This is a genomic window from Streptosporangium sp. NPDC006013 (assembly GCF_040614275.1).
GTDB lineage: Bacteria > Actinomycetota > Actinomycetes > Streptosporangiales > Streptosporangiaceae > Streptosporangium.
In genome coordinates this window covers 17438-33162 of the sequence record NZ_JBEXUE010000015.1, presented here as the reverse complement: position 1 = coordinate 33162, position 15725 = coordinate 17438, and the positions used below count along the sequence as shown (strand labels likewise).

The following is a 15725-nucleotide window of genomic DNA, read 5'->3' as shown; positions in this document are numbered from 1 at the left end:
TGGGTAATGAAAATCCGAAGCCGGTCAACCCGGCGAACGTTCCAGCCCCGCGCGCCGGTCGAGCCGTACGGTGACCGTCTGCGAGCCGCCGCCCCGGTCCGCCAGTCGTCCGAAGGCGAGGGTGAGACTCGCGCCGGTCGTGGCACTCGTCAGGAGCGGGTGTTCGCCGAGCACCTCGGCCACCGGCCGGTCCCAGGTCACGATCAGCTCGTCCAGGTCGCGCCGGGGATCCGACACGGTCAACGTGGCCGTACCGTCGCCGCGCTCCCTGACCAGGACCGCGCACGGGGCGGAGGCGGCCAGGCCGCCGACGGCTCCGTCGTTCCAGAAGTTGACCGCGGTGATTCCGAGAGACGGGACCCGGACGCCCTGCTGCCGGGCGGTGTTGGCGAGCACCCGTGCCCAGCCGGGGTCGGCGGCACGGGCCCGGGTCTCCGCCCGGCTCGCCCCCGGCAGGAGAAGGTAGACGTAACCGGCCGAGTCCGGGTCGACGCCGTGGTCCAGCCAGAGCGTCACGTAGCTCCGGGTCACCTGGCCTGCCGTGCGTTCCTCGCGCAGCGTGCGCAGCCGGGTGGGACAGGGCAGGACGTAGCCGCCGTGCCCGGCCAGATGCGCCCAGCCCTCCCGGTCGTCCACGGTGAGGGGCGCGCCGGTCCTGCGGTTGTCCACGACGGTCTCGACCACCGCGCCGTCCTCGCTCGTGATCCCGGCCCCCAGGCAGAGCACCGCGTCGTCGAGGAAGAACCACGACTTGAAAGCCTCCATCGTGCTCTCGAAGCCGTTCAGGTGCTGGCCGACCGTCGCGTAGGTGCCGTCGGTGGCGCCGCCCACCCAGCGGGCGGGCGGGCAGGTGTCGCCCCAGGCGTTACCGGCGCCGTCGGCCAGCCGCCTGGTGGAGACGGTCGTGCCCGGCAGGCGGTAGGGGTCGACGGTGGGCCAGAAGGAGTCCGAGTACTGGTCGCCGTGCCCCTCGCCCCACCAGTAGAGCATCCCCGAGCCGGTGTGCCAGCCGCGCCGGTTCTCGCCGTTGCCGTGCTCGTAGTGGCCGATCCGGTACGAGGCCATGCTGAGCCCCGCGCACCAGGCCGGCCTGCGGTGGACGGCGCGGGCGCTCATCGCCGTCAGCCGGTGCCCGAGCGGTTCCTCGGCCGCCGGGATCGCGTCGTCGTCCAGGACCGCGGCGAGGCGGGCGTGGAACCCCAGGTCGCTCCTCTCTGCCGCGTCGAGCATGGGTCTGGAGGTGTCGCGCAGCGCCCACCCCTTGACCATGCCCTGCCAGCGGACCCGCTCGGCGGCAGAGGCCGCCTCCCCCAGCAGCAGGATCGCCGCGGTGATGTCGCGTCCCCTGCGGTGGTCGCCGTACGGTTCCCTGCCGATCCCCCGGCCGCTGACCAGGTCCATGCAGAAGCCGTCGTGGACGAACGGCGCGAACGACCTCTCGACGCCGTCGAAGACAACCTGCCTGTTCGGATCGGTGATCTCCCATGGCGAGCCGCGCAGCACCGCGAACAGTGTGGCGAGCCCGGACAGCAGCACCACCCCGTACCCGCCCTGGTAGGGGACGGAGGTGTGCTGGATGAACGAGCCGTCCCGATAGAACCCGTCGCCCTCGAAGACGTGGCGGAAGACCGGGGAGAGCGCGGAGGCGGCCGACGCGGCCTTCCCGGAGTCGGAGCCGAGGGTGGCGCGGAGCAGCATCACCGTGCACAGGTCCACCCGGTTGGCCCCGGTGCTGGTGCCCTCGTAGTCGTTCAGGCGGCACTCGGGGAGAAAGTGGTCCACCGCCTCCTGGAGCGCCCCGCTTCGTGGGTCTGTCAGGTGCGGACCGATCAGCACGGCCGCGTCGAGGAGCTTTCTGGGAACGCCGATCTGCCAGTTCCACCAGTTGCCCGCCGGGTCGGCGCCCGCGGCGTACACCCGCCGCCGGTAGTGGTCGATGCCTTCCGCGACGCCGGCGGCCAGGTTCGCGTCGCCGGTCAGCCCGGTGCCCGGCAGCGCGTACGCGCGGGCCATGGTCCGCAACCGCGCCGGAGTGTCGGTGAAGGAGGGGAACGCCAGCCCTGGCCAGAGCGAGGTGCCGGCCGGTGCCATGGTGTCCCGGTACAGGGCGGCAGTCGTCCCCAGCCTCGCCAGCCGGGTGCGGTACGGCTCGGCGGTCGGGTCGAATCCCGCCCCCGTCGTCACCTCACACCAGCGGCGGCGCAGCAGGGCGAAGGAGTCGTCCTCCGCGGGCGCGGTACGCGCCGGAACCAGCGCTCCAGCTGCGGCGGCACCGCCGAGCTGGAGAAATAATCGCCTGGAATATCCGCTCATATATAGATTGTGAGGCGACGGTCACCGCCGCTCCGGATGCTAAGCCGTACCGCCTCACGCGCTCGGGCACTCCGGACCTCCGCCGGAGGCCGCCCCACCCGGGCATGAGGGCGCCTCGCTCGCTGCCTGTCCCGAGCGAGGCGCCCTGCCCTGGCCGACGGGCTGTCAGCAGCCCTTGGTGATCTTCTTCAGGTGGTAGCGGGTGACCCAGAACTTCTTCTTGCCGCTCGTCTTACCGTTGGTGATCAGGCACTTCGTGGTGGTCTGGCCGCCGCCGGCCCTGAAGTGGAGCTTCGCCTTCACCTTGTGCGAGCAGTGGTTGTTGAAGTAGACAGTCGTGGAGTCGTTACTACCCGTACCCCAGGAATAGTTGGCCTTCTTTCCCGCGGGCTTGGAGCAGGCGATACTCGCCCTCTTGACGTCCAGGGTTCCGGCCGTGTCCGCGGACTTCGCCGCCACCTTGGCGGCGGGCGCCGCGGCCTGGGCCGTGGCGGACATGGCGGGCGTGACCATCATCGCGAGCGCGACACCGGTCGCGGCCACCGCAGAGGTCAGTTTCCGGTGGTTCATGTTCTCTCCTTCTCGTCGGAACGCGGTTTTCCGGGGTGCGGTCAGTGGGACGGAGATGTTTTCCGATGCGGGCGCGTTTCCATCCACGGATGACGCCCGTGGATGGAAACGCGGCCCCGAGTCCTCGCGGCCCCCGTAGGCCCCGCTTCCTGCGTGGATCGCGAACACTGCGGGAATCCACGGAAGCGGTAAGGCGAGGAGTGGCCCCGACTATGCCGGTGTGCCGCGACCGGCGACAAGGAGGATCCACCGGATATGCGGCCAAACATTGTCCAGACCCCTCTGGACAATTGACGGCGCAGGTCACAGCCGTGCGCTCTGCGGATCAGATCCGGACCGCACGGCGGCGGACGGCCGGCAAGGGTGACTTCCGGTAATCTCCTCAGGTTTTGGGCGTACTGCCGAAGAGGCCGCGTCTGGGGCGTGCGGATGTCCGTACGGCGGTGTCGAGCAGGGGGTGGATATGGCGGAGTCAGCGAATCCACGGGACGGTGAGCCGGGGACACGGCGGGGGCGGAAACCGGTCCGGCCCGATCCTGAGTCCGGCCCTGTCTCGCTGCTCGCGCACCGGCTCTGGAAACTCAAGGAGGAGGCGGGCGCCCCCTCCTTCGCCGAGATGTCGTCCCGTCTGGGCGCGGCCGCCTCGAAGTCGTCGCTGGCCGCCGCCGCCCGGGGACAGGTGCTGCCGAGCTGGGAGACGACGTGGGAGTTCGTTCGGGTCCTGGCGGTCGACCGGCTGGGACAGGACCCGGCCGAGGCCGAGCGCGAGTGGCGGGAGCACTGGGAGCGGGCCAGGAGCACCGGCCAGGAGCCCATCCCGGCCGGAGCCGGGGCCGAGACCGGATCCCGGGGGGTTCGACGGTCGCACGTCAGGAAGCCGGTCGTCCTCACCGTGCTGTCCGCCGTGGTCGCCGGTGGCGCGGGTGCCCTCATCGCCTTCGTCGCGTCGTCCGACGGCGGGGAGGAGAAGCCCGTTCCGCAGGCCCCCCTGACGCAGGCCGCCTCACCGCGCGACGACTCCGCCTTCGAGGGGGACGTCACGCATCCGGACGGGACCGTGGTGCGGGGCGGGACGCACTTCACGAAGGTGTGGAGGCTCCGCAACTCGGGGACCATCCCGTGGCACAGGCGCTACCTCGACCGGATGAACGAGACCCCGTGCCATGCTCCCGAACGGGTCGCGATCGAGACGACCGCCCCCGGCGAGACCGTCGACATAGCGGTGCGCGTCCGCGCCGCCGACAGCCCGGGCAGGTGCAAGATCTACTGGAAGATGACCAACGAGGACGGGGCCCCACTGTTCGCCGGGAAAAATCCGATATTTCTGGATGTCACGGTGAAGTGATCGTCCACCTCGGAGAGCTTCACGGGTCGGACCCGGTGCCGGAGAGGGGTCGCGGCGGGCAAGGCACCGGATCTTCGGGGAGCAGCACGAGCCCGTCCGGCGGCTGCGGTCAGTCCGGCCAAGGCCGGGGGTGCCGCCCGGTGAGGCGCCGCCTGCCGCGCGGCACCCGGTTCCGCCGGGCCGCCCAACCATGATCGGGTACGCCCCCGGTGGCGCCAGGGAATCGGATACGGCGCCCGGGGAGCCGTATCCGACGGGAGTCAGAGGTCCACGTCGTGGGAGGCGATCACGTGGACCCCCTCGGGATGCCGGCCCGCGGGAGTGACCAGGACCCGCCTGCCCTGCTCCCGGTAACCGTGCTCGGTCAGCCACATCAGGGCATACGGGCCGAGGTCGCTGAAATCGATCGGAGAGTCGGGCGAAAAGAGGTCCTTGCCCGACGAGATACCGCCGGTGTCGCCTTCGACGATCGACAGGGTGTAGGTGGTCATGGCAGCCCCCGAGCCGTAGTTGTCCTCGGGGTGCTCCATACCCGGTCCCCCGGGTTCTGCTCTCGGCTCCCGGTTTCCCCGTCCCGGACGCCGACCCCGGATGCCGGATGCCGGACATCAGGCGGCGCCCGCGGCCCGGCTGCCGCGCATCACCCGAAGCACCACTAAAGGCAATATAAAGGATATATAGGTATATAGTGGACAGAAATTTCCCTCCAGGAGGAGCCCCTCCCCGCAGCACATGTGGTTGATCGCGAAGAGCGGCCCGGCCCAGGCCGAACCAGGTCATATCTCCGGCGCCGCCGCCCTTCCCGATCGCTCCTCCGACACGCTCACCAGCAGACCCGGAAGCCATGTCATGAGTCAGGACAGCGCCAGCCCGTATGTCGACTTCGAGATCGACCTCACCCTTGAGGAGACTCGCCGCCGCGCCGCCGTCATGGCGGCGCTGGAGCCGGACTGGGATCCGCCGGGGGTGCTGCGGGCCGAGGAGGAGGCGTACGACCTCCTCTACTCCGGCCTCGACAGCCGGCAGCAGGAGATCTACGACATGCTCGTGGCCGCCGGCGTGCTTCCCCCCAGGGAGTCCGGCCGTGCCGCTTGACCCACACGCCGACTTCGGACGCAGGGCGTGGGTGCCCTGCCCCGGCTGCCAGGACCACCGCGACTGCGACGACTGCCTAGGCGGCCGCAACTGCGGGGAGCACTGGCGCTACCTCATCGGCAACACCGGAAGCCTGCTGCACCTGCAGTGCCCGGGATGCACCCACCTGTGGAACCACGAGACGGGCTTCGGCGCGGGCGGCCGGACCACCTCCGGCTGACCTGGCCAAAGGTGTCAACGTCACCCACGTGCGCGACGAATGCGAGCGGGTCAACGGCATCCTGCGACAGCTCCCCGACCGGAACCATCACTCGCCGACCGAGGTCGGCAAGGCGTTCGGCGAGGTCGCCCGGCGTTATCTGGAGGGGGTCTCCTACCCGGCCCAGCGCGAGCACCTGGTCGCGGAGGCCAGGACCCGGGGAGCCCACCAGGTGGTGGTCGACTCGCTGCTGATGATCCCGGAACGGGAGCACCCCGGGGCGGACACGGTTCTGGTGGAGCTCATCGAGTTGGAGTAGATGGCTCCCCTGCCCGGATGGAACGTTTCGCGTCGACACCGGGCCTCCCCACCCGCGCTCGCCGCGGGTCGATCGCATGCCCGACGGGCCGTTCGGGGCGCCCCTCCTGAGGCGGGAGACCGTCGTCCCCCGGCGGGCACGGAAAAGACGGAGCTCCAATTCCCGGAACGGGGTCCGAGGCCGAACAGCCGAACCCGGGAAACGCATTCATATCAAGTTGTTATGGAGCTTGTACCAATCCGGAGTGTGAAAGGTTTTCGCGATCACTTGCCCCCTGCGGGACGCCTGGCCGGAGACCGGAAAGACCAACGGAAGGTGAACGACAGGCTTGCTCTGGAAAAAGGGCAGTTCACCAAGGGGTACGGAAGGTCACCCGAAACCCAGAGATGACGGCACATCTCTAGAGAACTACTGGTACGGTCCATCGACAGGATGCCAGCAGGTGGGGGCCGTCCGTGTTTCGGACAGACCATATGTCGACTTAAGTGTTATTTATAATCAAATAGCCATAAGTGTCAATTACTAAGCCCTTTACCTTCCCAATAGATCACGGTCAGTCTAATATTTGGACCTATGTCATGGCGTGCATCAGATTTCCCAGATGGACAGGCTGGGTCCTCTGGCCGTGGCAGTGCTTCCTCCAGGCATGATTCCGAACAGGGATCCGACTGGCATCCCGAACGCCTCCTGTCATTCGATTGGCGGAAGGTCATTCTGTTCACGGCGGTTTTAGCGATCATCGCCGCCTCCGCGATCTGGCTCGCGACCAGAGAGCCCTCCGGTCCGTCCCTCGCGGCGAACCCCACCCCCGACTCCTCGGACGCCGGCTGGGAGAAGGCCGTTTCCTCGCCCTCACCGACGCCGTCCTCCTCACCCCCCACCCCCGGACCAACCCCGAAACCCGCAAAGAGCGGTAGGTCCTCTCCTCGCCCCGAGGCGACCGGTACGGAGAAACCCCCCACGGAGAAGCCCCGTACGGAGAAACCCCGGAGCGAGACGGAAACCCCCCCGCCCGACACCGACTCGCCGGCCGCGTCCCGCCCGCCTCAGCTCACCGTCAAGGAGGCGTACGGCATCCACGGCCGCTACCAGCGAGGGCTGTCGGCCGCCCAGAGCAGGAAGGACCAGGCCGCCATGGCGAAGCTGGAGCACGGGCTCGCGCTGGAGATGACGCGGGCCGGCTTCAAGACCGCCGAGATGGAGAAGAAGTCGCTGGCCTCGGGGATATGGCCCAACCCGCAGATGTGGATCCCGCGCCACGTGAACGGCACCGCCGACTGGTTCGTGGCGGTCTCGTACGAACCCGGTGTCGCCCGGATCGTCGACGTGATGAGCTCGGCCCCCGGTGGCTGGCGGCTCGTCGCCTCGGCCGCCGACACGCGTGCCACCCCGGCGCGGTTCCCCAAGATAGCGACCGACGCCGAAGGCTACGCGACGAGCCTGCCGGAGAACGCCACCGGGCTGAGCGCGACCCCTCGCCAGATCGCCCGCGCACACCTGGCGAGCCTGGAGAACGCCGAGGTCGACGCGCGGTTCGACGAGGGGCCGTGGACCAGCGAGGCCGCACTGTTCTGGCAGCAGGAGCGGGCGCAGCTGGGACAGGCCGACTGGAAGCTCACGCTGTCGTACCGGCTTGAGGGACCGGTACGCGCGCTCAGGACCAGTGACGGGGGCGCCCTGGTCTGGTATGGAGCCCGATCCACCGAGGTCCGCGAAGCGGAGCGGGAGGGCGCGACGGTCAAGCTGAAGGGCTCGGCCGCCGTCCGCACCCGCGGTAAGGCCTTCGCCCACTCGGTGAGCGCCACATACGGACGCATGTATGTGACATATGTCCCCCCTGCCGGCTCGAACGAGCCCGCTCGCGTGCTGGGCGAGTGGAGCGACGTCCTGGAGAGCCACGGCGACTGACGTTTCACCGGAAGAAAAGGAACATTCATAATGACACCCTCACGTAAGCCATCACGCGCGACGGTGCTCACTGCGAGTGTCGCGATCGGCGTCTTCAGCGCCGGCGCCGGGCTGGGAACCGTCATCGCCGTCCGCCCCGACCCCGGCGGGGGGCAGGTGATGCGGCTGGCCGCGGGCACGTATCTCCTCGATGACCAGGCCAAGGCCTGGTCATCGAGCGCGTCTTCCGGCAGTGATCAACCGGTCCCGCTCTCCGGCGCCGACGCGGGCAGCACCATCGCGGGCGGTGCACGCAGGGGTGACTCCACGGACCCGCGGGTCTGCCTGACCACCACCACCGATGGGCACGCGGTCGAGGCATCGGGGGAAGGCTGTGTCGCCCTCCCGGTCCTGGCCCTGGCCGCCGCCGCAGCCCCTCTCGCACAGCGGCCCGGAAACCCCAAGAGCACGCCGACCCCGCCACCGCCCAAGACGACCACGGCGGCGAAACCCTCGACCCCCACGACGAGCGCCCCGGCCCCCAAGGCCACCTCGGCGCCGGTGCAGCCCGCCCCCAACCCGGGGCCGGTGCAACCTCCGGCTGCACCACCGGTGGCGAATCCCCAGCCCGTCAAGCCCCCGGCCCCTCCGGCGCCGACGCCGACGGAGAGGGTCAGCGGAAACATCTCGCAGAGCGAGAGCGAGAGCGGCAGCGTCATCGAGCACCCGGCAGAGAAGAAGATCGAGGTGGTCTCGCCGCCCAAGCCTGCTCCTGAGGCCGGCAGGACGAAGTCCTCGGGCCCCTCACTGTCATCGCAGCCCCAGCCCCCCGGCGGGAACAAGCCCTCCCAGCCCCCCGGCGGGAACCGAACCTCACAACCGCAACCCCCCGGCGGGAACAAGCCCTCCCAGCCTCCCGGCGGGAACCGAACCTCCCAGCCACAGCCCACCGGCGACAACAAGTCACAACCCCAGCCTCCCGGCGGCAACCGAACCTCCCAGCCAGGGGAGACGGCACCGCACACCCGGCCGACGGGCACCCTGCGGCCGGCGATCCGGTCGGGTACGGGCCAGCCGATCGTGCCCTCCGGCGATGTCAGGCCCCCCACGGCGCCCGTCGTCGTGCCCCCCGCGACCAGGCCGACGGACGACGCGGGCGCGCCTTCGCCGAGGAAGCAGCCGTCGGCCCCGCCGAGAACGGTGACGCCGACAGCGGCACCGACGGCGCCCGGTGGCAGCCTGAAGCCTGTCCAGCCGCAGCCGCAGCCGTCCGCCGGTCCCGGCGAGAACGCGTCGCAGGGTCCCGACGGAACCGTGCTCATGCCGGCCACGCCGCAACTCCCCGGCGGCCAGAACGGTGTCTCGCTGCCGGTCTTCGAGGACCCTGAGCTCCTGCGGCGAGCCTACGAGGCCCTCGGGCTGGACAGGGGCATGCGCTACACGGACGAGAACGGCGTGTGGGATCTCAACATCGCCCCGCCGGGCACGCCACCATGCCGCAACTACACCACCGAGGAGCTCCAGGCGCTGAGCACGTCCCAGGGGCCGAGCCCGGCCCAGAGCGGCCAGACGATCCCCCGCGACTCGTGCCTGTGGCCCGCGTTCATCCGCTGGCTCTACGCGGAGCCCGCATCCGGTGAGGTCAGCAACTGGACCAAGTTCACCGGCCTGCCCCAGCGGAACCTGGAACTCGTGGTGACCGACCCCGCTCCCGCGCCGCTTCCCCAGCCGGTGCCCGACCAGGTCCAGCCCGATCCCGGCCAGCCCGATCCCGGCCAGCCCGATCCCGGCCAGCCCGATCCCGGCCAGTCCCTTCCCGGCCAGAACCTTCCCGATCAGCCCGACCAGGGCCGGCAGGTTCCCGCACAGCCCGATCCCGGCCGGTTGAGCCCGGCGCAGCCGGGCACCGGAGACGGTACCCCCGCACAGTGGGGGCGCGGCGAGAACGACCGAAACCGGACCTCCCCCTTCCAGCCTGACCAAGGCCAGGTCGAGCCGGACCCGGTCGGATACGACGGCCAATGAGCACACCCACCGGAACCGGGCGTTTCGCGCCCGGCCCCGGCCAGGGGGCGGCCTGGGTGCGCGAGCACGGCGCGCACCTGATGGACTACGCCGCCTCCCGCCTCGAATCCGGCCGGGCACGCGCGGCGGTCGTCGCCGCGCTGGCGGCCGGCCGGACCGAGGCCGCCCCCGAGGGCGTCACGGTCCGGGGACGGTTGCTGGCCGCGCTGCGACGTGACTGCCGCACCTCCACCGGCCACCGGGAGCGGTACGTGCCGGGTTCGGGGCCTGGCATGCCCGATGCCCTGCTGATCGAACGGGTGTGGACGATCGTCGACCCCCTGGGCACGGAGACGCTCAGGTTGATGTACCGCCACGCGCTCGGCATGGAGGATCTCCCCCACGTGCTGGGAATGCCCGCCGACGAGATCGGCAGGCTCGCCACCCGTACCCAGGATCTGATCGAGACCCTGGTGAGCGGGCTGGACGCGCTCGCCAACGGGCGGCGTACCTGTCCGGAGCTCGCCCCGCTGGTGGAGGCGGTCTTTCCCGGCGTCTTCCCCACCGGTAGGCCCGGTGGGCAGGCATCCGCCGCCATCGATCCCGACGACGCCCGGACGACCCTGCTCTCCCACATGATCAGGTGTTCCGTGTGCACGCGGCCGATCAACATCCGCTACACGGTCCCACAGATGATCTCCCACCCGCCGGTCGCGCCGCTCTCCGTCGAGGAGCGGCAGCGGCTCACGGACTCGCTGCCTCCGGAGGCGGTCCCGCCCGCGCACCCGGCCCGCGGCGGGTCCGCGCTCCTGCCCGCACCTCCCGCCGAGGGCCGGTCCTCCGTCCTCCCCGCTCCTACGGCCGGGAGCGGTGTCCCCGCCGCTCCGGTACCGCCGGCCGTGGCACTGCCCGCGCCCAGGGTCGGCACACCTCCCTATCCGCCGGTGGCCTCGAAACCGCCGGCGAAACCATCGACGAAACCACCGGCCACGACGTCAACGGGCACGGGGTCGGCGAGTACGGGGTCGGCGAGTACGGGGTCGGCGAGTACGGTCACGCCACCGGCCGGCGGGCCGGCGGCGGGCGCCTCCGATCCCTCCGGCCTGCCCCCGCTGCCCGCCCTGCCACCCCGCAGGACCCGGCCGGTCCGCCCACCGTCCACACCCCCCGTACCCGGGCACGACACCCCGCTGTACGACGCCCTGCTCACCCAGGCATGGGCGCGCGAGGTCCTCGCCCAGAGCGAGGAGATCACCGGCACCATCCCCAGGCAGGCGCCGCCCGCCTCTCAACCCGTCGCCAGGGCCGAGCCCGTTGTCATCGCGGGGCAGGCGTCCGTCGAGATGCGCGACGACACCCAGGTTCCCGTGCTGCGCTTCCACACCGAACCCGACGACCGCCCCGACGAGGAGCGGATCGAGATGGGGATCCGCGTGCTGGAGGCGCTCAGCTGGGCCGGTACCCGGATCAGGAACATGACGATCAAGATCGTCATCATCGTCGTGGCGGGCGCGGCCGGCACCCTGACCGGAATGAACCTTCTCGGCCCCGCGATCGAGTCAAAGGAGCCGGCCAGGTCGCTGCAGGCGTCCACCAGCCAGACCACCCAGGCTCCCCCCAATTCTGGCCCCACCGCGGGCGCGCCGGCGCGACGAGACGGACTCGCCTCTCGCCTGCGGGTCCCGCCCGTGGTGACGCTGGACGAGTTCGGCCAGGGAAGCATGATCCTCACCATCTCGGGAGAGCCGTTGAAGTGGCGGATATCGGCTCCCGGCCTGGCCGTGAGCCCTTCCGACGGCACGTTGCGGGAAGGGGTCACGCAGGTGATCAACCTGCGGGCCCACCGGATCCGCAACTGGTGTGGTGCCCCCGCCTCCGTCACCACTCCGCTGACCGTTCACGGCCTCGACGACTCGATCAGTACGACGGTGCGCTGGCGGACCTGCTGACAGCCCCGTACCCCTCCCTGCGAAAGGAACTTGGCAATGACGGATACCTCCCCCCATATCCAGACATCACCGCCCGCTCCGGCCGAGCAGTTCCATGAAACGGTCCCGCTCACCGCGGAACACCTGCTCACCAACCGCCGTCCTGAGCCCGCCGGAGGATGGCGCCGCCTCGTCTGGCAACTCTCCGGCAGGCGCATCATCCCCGCGGAGTCGGCGGCGGAGCTGGAACGGCGCACGCTGATGGCGCAGGCACAGACCCCCGTCGCGAGCGGGCACCACCGGATCGCGGTCATGAGCCTCAAGGGCGGGGTGGGCAAGACCACGACGACCGTCGCCCTCGGCAACACCCTGGCCTCCCTGCGCGGCGACCGGGTGATCGCGATCGACGCCAACCCCGACCGCGGGACCCTGGGCCTCAAGGTCAAGTCCGAGACGGCCGCGACCATCCGCACCATGCTGGCCGAGGCCCCCCACATCCTGCGCTACGCCGACGCGCGTGCCTTCACCTCACAGTCCCCCGCCCGGCTTGAGGTCCTCGCCTCCGACACCGATCCGGCCGTGAGCGAGGCCTTCAACGCCGAGGACTACCGCACCGTCGCCGGTCTCATCGAGCGCTACTACTCCATCTGCATCACCGACTGCGGTACCGGCCTGCTCCACGGGGCCATGGGCGCGACGCTGGAGCTGGCCGACCAGATCGTGCTGGTCAGCCTGGTCGCGGTGGACGGGGCGAGCTCTGCCGCCGCGACGCTGGACTGGCTGACCGCCCACGGCCACGCCGACCTGGTCAGGAACGCCATCGTCGTGTTGAACGCCGTGGAGGCCAAGTCCGACGTGGACCTGGACCTGCTGGAGCGCCACTTCACCTCCCGCTGCCGCGCGGTGATCCGTATCCCCTACGACCCGCACCTCAAGGAGGGTGCCGAGGTTGACCTGGTCCGCCTGCGGCCCACGACCCGGGGCGCGTACCTCCGCCTGGCGGCGGCGGCCGGGCAGACGTTCAACCAGCGCACCGATCGGAGCCACTAGTGCGGCCTGTCGCCGACGATCCCGGGCTGAACTGGGATCTGGGCCCGCCGCCGAACGCTCGGCGCCGGATGATCATCGTGGTCGTCTCGATCGTGGGGGCGATCCTGCTGGCGGCCGCGGCATGGCAGCTCCTGCGATCCGAACCCGAAACCGTGAGCGCCTCCGTACCCGTCGGGAACGCCGGGGACACCGTCATACTCGCCCCGCCCTCCGGTTACGAGGGCGCGGCCGGCTACCCCGTCGGATTCCCTCGCAGCGAGGTGGGCGCGATCTCGGCCGCCGCCGCCGCGCTGGAGGCGGCGTGGACCCTGGACTCCGCACAGGCCGAGCAGGCGGCGCTGCTGTACGCGGCACCCGAGCAGCACGACGCGGCACGGGCCGGCGCCCGCGAGGCCGTCGCCGGATGGCGCGAGATCCTCGGCCTTCCCAAGGACGGGGCGCTACCCGACGGCGCCGCCATGCGGACACGGACGGTCGGCGTCCAGTGGAAACCCCGCGGCCAGGATCAGATGCAGGTCTCGGTCCTGGTCCAGGTGACCGCCACCCGGGGCGTCGGGGACACCGAACCGACCTTCTCCAACTCGTACGCCATCAGCCTGCTCATGCGCTGGCAGCCCGGCATGCGCGGCGCGAACCAGGGGGACTGGGTCAACATCCCCGACCCCCTGGCAACCTCCGTGCCGCCGGTCGCCCTGCCGGGCACCCCCGAATTCACCACCGCCGGCTGGAGACCCATCTCCGGCCCAAAGCCCACCTCATAGATCCAGGAAGAGCCATCAATGCCCCCACGTAGCTCGTCCCGGCGAGTCAGCTTACTCTCCGGCCTACTGCTGGCCGCGGTATCCGCGACTACAAGCGCGGTCATCGCCCAGCCGTGGGCCGCCGTGGCGGATCCCGGCGTGAGCACCACCTCAGGCCCGATCCAGGAGGCGCTCCCCCAGCAGGAGGCCGTCTCCGAGATCGTGATCCCCTCCGTCCAGCGGGAGAGTTCCCCGCCCACCCAGACGAGACAATCCCGCGCCACCGAGGCCCCCGTGGCCCAGAGGGAGAGCCCTCCACCCACCCAGACGAGACAATCCCGCGCCACCGAGGCCCCCGTGGCCCAGAGGGAGAGCCCTCCACCCACCCAGACGGGACAATCCCGCACCACCGAGGAGAAGCCGGCGGAGGAGCCCAAGAGTTCCACCGCCGAGACCGCGCCGGTCTCCCGTAACAGCCCCGGTACGAGGAACGCCGCGCCCGCCCCACAGGAGGAGGTCCCCGCCGAGGAGACCACGGCGGCTCGGCAACCCACACAGACCAGGACCACCGCATCGGCGGACCCGGCACTCTCCAGGACGCGTCCGACCGAGCAACCATCCGCGAACACCACCACCAAGCGCACCACCGAGCCGACGACGCCCCCGAAGCCCACCCAGACGCCGCCGAAGAGCACCCAGCCCACCAGGCCTCCTGGGGGCACCGAGCCGTCGGCCACCACGCCGAAGCCGAGCGAGACGGCCACCGGCCCGGCCGCGACCCCGCCGGCCACCACGGCACCGGCCGCCACCCCCAGTCCCACGAGGCCGACACTCCCGACGTTCCCGAAGCCGACGTCGATCCCGAAGCCGACGCTCCCGAAGCCGACGCTCCCGAAGCCGACGTTCCCGAAGCCAACGTCGATCCCGAAGCCGACGCTCCCGAAGCCGACGTTCCCGAAGCCGACGTCGATCCCGCCGAAGGCGACGCCGATGCCCTCGGCGAGCCAGCCCACCATCCCCACCACACCGCCGCGCACCGGCGCGCCGAGCCAGGCGTCGCACACACCACAGCCCGCCCCCGCGCAGACCGGCGTCTACGAGCCCACCCTGCTGAGCGAGTGGGTCCGTGACAACCAGCCCCAGGCGGTGGACTCCTCCCCACGGACCGTCGTGCCGCCGCCCTCGTTCAAGCGCTCCGCCTCGGAGGTGTGCGACCCCGCCGACGTCGCCTCGTGCTGGAGCCTCGCGCCCTGGCGGAGCCGTACCGCGGAGTCTCCTGACGCCCTGCCGGTCTCGAACCAGGGATCCTCGTCGTCGAACACGCCCCGCTGGGTGTTCGCACCGCCGCCCCAGTCCGCCCAGCCGCTGTCAAGCCCGAGGAGAACGGCGGCCCCCAGCCCGACGACCGTCGGCTGCTGGAGCTTCAGTCCCTCCAAACTCTGCGCCAGATCCTGGGAGGAGTAATCATGATCACCAGATCCCACGTGCGGGTAGCCGTACTCAGCATGGTGGCCGCGCTGGCGGTGAGCACTCTCAGCGCGGCCCAGGGAGAGGTGGTCACGGCGGCGCCCTGCGCCCCCGCCACGACCGGCGAGGCCAGCGCCGCGCAAGCCCTCAACTGGGGCACGCCGTCCTGGTGCGCGGAGTTCGACGACTACCTCAACGAGTCCGACTGGGTGTTCTACGACTCGGCCGGGCACGCGGGTAACGGCCGCCGCTCTCCGCAGCAGCTCTACCTCGGCAACGGGGCGCTCTACCTGTACGGCCGTGAGGACGGGACCACGGCCGGGCTGGCCGCCCGTCACGACCAGGCCTACGGGCGCTGGGAGACCCGCATCCGCCTGTACCCGGGCGCCGGGTCGTACCATCCCGTCGCCCTGCTGTGGCCGAAGGACGGCGGCGGCAACGTGCAGAGCTCCACCGGCGAGGAGGTGGACTTCCTGGAGGTCATCGACGACCCGAACAGGCAGCGGCCGAACTTCTTCCTGCACACCCCGCAGGGACAGGAGCAGGCCCACGCCAACATCGACATGACCACCTGGCACACCTACGCGGTGGAGATCACCCCCAACAGCGTCGTCGGCTACATCGACGGGCAGGAGTGGTTCCGCTCCGGCAACGCCACCCGCAGCTCGATGTCGGTCTGCCTGCAGCTGGACTGGTTCCCGGGCCAGGGCAGTTCGGGAGAGGCGTGGATGGAGGTGGACTGGCTCCGCATCTACCCGTCCGGGACGGGCGTCGCGGGCTGACCCCGTCTCGGTAGGGCAGGAGGGTG

Annotated in this window: 13 protein-coding genes and 1 pseudogene; 11 read left to right on the top strand and 3 right to left on the bottom strand. The window is 70.8% G+C overall.

All coding sequences use genetic code 11. From position 1 onward, the window contains the following. Positions 1-24: 24 nt before the first annotated feature. Together ABZ260_RS04445 and ABZ260_RS04440 are read right to left on the bottom strand one after the other, a co-directional pair. On the bottom strand, positions 25-2313 hold the full coding sequence (locus tag ABZ260_RS04445) for a polysaccharide lyase 8 family protein (RefSeq protein ID WP_355612906.1): 2289 nt from the start codon (positions 2311-2313) through the stop codon (positions 25-27). Positions 2314-2478: 165 nt separating this feature from the next. Then, complete coding sequence (locus tag ABZ260_RS04440; protein WP_355612903.1) at positions 2479-2883, bottom strand: hypothetical protein; 405 nt, start codon at positions 2881-2883, stop codon at positions 2479-2481. 463 nt (positions 2884-3346) lie between these two features. Between ABZ260_RS04440 and ABZ260_RS04435 the strand changes: the two genes are divergently transcribed. Further along, positions 3347-4228 carry an NBR1-Ig-like domain-containing protein gene (locus ABZ260_RS04435; RefSeq protein ID WP_355612900.1) on the top strand — a complete coding sequence of 294 codons (882 nt, stop codon included), beginning with the start codon at positions 3347-3349 and terminating at the stop codon, positions 4226-4228. A 260-nt stretch (positions 4229-4488) separates the two neighbouring features. Here ABZ260_RS04435 and ABZ260_RS04430 read toward each other — a convergent pair whose 3' ends face one another. Continuing rightward, positions 4489-4758: a hypothetical protein gene (locus tag ABZ260_RS04430; RefSeq protein WP_355612897.1), complete on the bottom strand. Its 270-nt coding sequence runs from the start codon at positions 4756-4758 to the stop codon at positions 4489-4491. Between the two features lie 319 nt (positions 4759-5077). Between ABZ260_RS04430 and ABZ260_RS04425 the strand changes: the two genes are divergently transcribed. The 10 genes and pseudogenes from ABZ260_RS04425 to ABZ260_RS04380 all read left to right on the top strand — a co-directional run bounded on the left by ABZ260_RS04425 (position 5078) and on the right by ABZ260_RS04380 (position 15699). Then, a complete protein-coding gene (locus ABZ260_RS04425; RefSeq protein ID WP_355547491.1) occupies positions 5078-5323 on the top strand; it encodes a DUF6400 family protein in 246 nt (81 codons plus the stop codon). Beyond that, positions 5313-5543 carry a hypothetical protein gene (locus tag ABZ260_RS04420; protein ID WP_350913499.1) on the top strand — a complete coding sequence of 77 codons (231 nt, stop codon included), beginning with the start codon at positions 5313-5315 and terminating at the stop codon, positions 5541-5543. Before ABZ260_RS04425 ends, ABZ260_RS04420 begins: the two co-directional genes overlap by 11 nt. A 28-nt stretch (positions 5544-5571) precedes the next feature. Next, complete coding sequence (locus tag ABZ260_RS04415; RefSeq protein ID WP_355612894.1) at positions 5572-5841, top strand: DUF2795 domain-containing protein; 270 nt, start codon at positions 5572-5574, stop codon at positions 5839-5841. Positions 5842-6975: 1134 nt separating this feature from the next. Further along, positions 6976-7749: a hypothetical protein gene (locus ABZ260_RS04410; RefSeq protein ID WP_355612891.1), complete on the top strand. Its 774-nt coding sequence runs from the start codon at positions 6976-6978 to the stop codon at positions 7747-7749. A 63-nt stretch (positions 7750-7812) separates the two neighbouring features. Then, the gene (locus ABZ260_RS04405; RefSeq protein WP_355612888.1) at positions 7813-9753 is read left to right on the top strand and encodes a hypothetical protein; all 1941 of its coding nucleotides are present in this window, start codon (positions 7813-7815) and stop codon (positions 9751-9753) included. Continuing rightward, positions 9750-11681 carry a hypothetical protein gene (locus tag ABZ260_RS04400; protein ID WP_355612885.1) on the top strand — a complete coding sequence of 644 codons (1932 nt, stop codon included), beginning with the start codon at positions 9750-9752 and terminating at the stop codon, positions 11679-11681. The genes ABZ260_RS04405 and ABZ260_RS04400 overlap by 4 nt, the downstream gene beginning before the upstream one ends. A gap of 123 nt (positions 11682-11804) precedes the next feature. Beyond that, positions 11805-12710, top strand: a pseudogene (locus ABZ260_RS04395) (MinD/ParA family protein); the annotation flags it as partial. Continuing rightward, positions 12710-13471 carry a hypothetical protein gene (locus ABZ260_RS04390; RefSeq protein ID WP_355612882.1) on the top strand — a complete coding sequence of 254 codons (762 nt, stop codon included), beginning with the start codon at positions 12710-12712 and terminating at the stop codon, positions 13469-13471. The pseudogene ABZ260_RS04395 and the gene ABZ260_RS04390, both read left to right, overlap by 1 nt. Before the next feature lie 138 nt (positions 13472-13609). Then, on the top strand, positions 13610-14914 hold the full coding sequence (locus ABZ260_RS04385) for a hypothetical protein (protein ID WP_355612879.1): 1305 nt from the start codon (positions 13610-13612) through the stop codon (positions 14912-14914). Positions 14915-14916: 2 nt separating this feature from the next. After that, complete coding sequence (locus ABZ260_RS04380) at positions 14917-15699, top strand: glycoside hydrolase family 16 protein (protein WP_355547513.1); 783 nt, start codon at positions 14917-14919, stop codon at positions 15697-15699. The last annotated feature ends 26 nt before the right edge of the window (positions 15700-15725 follow it).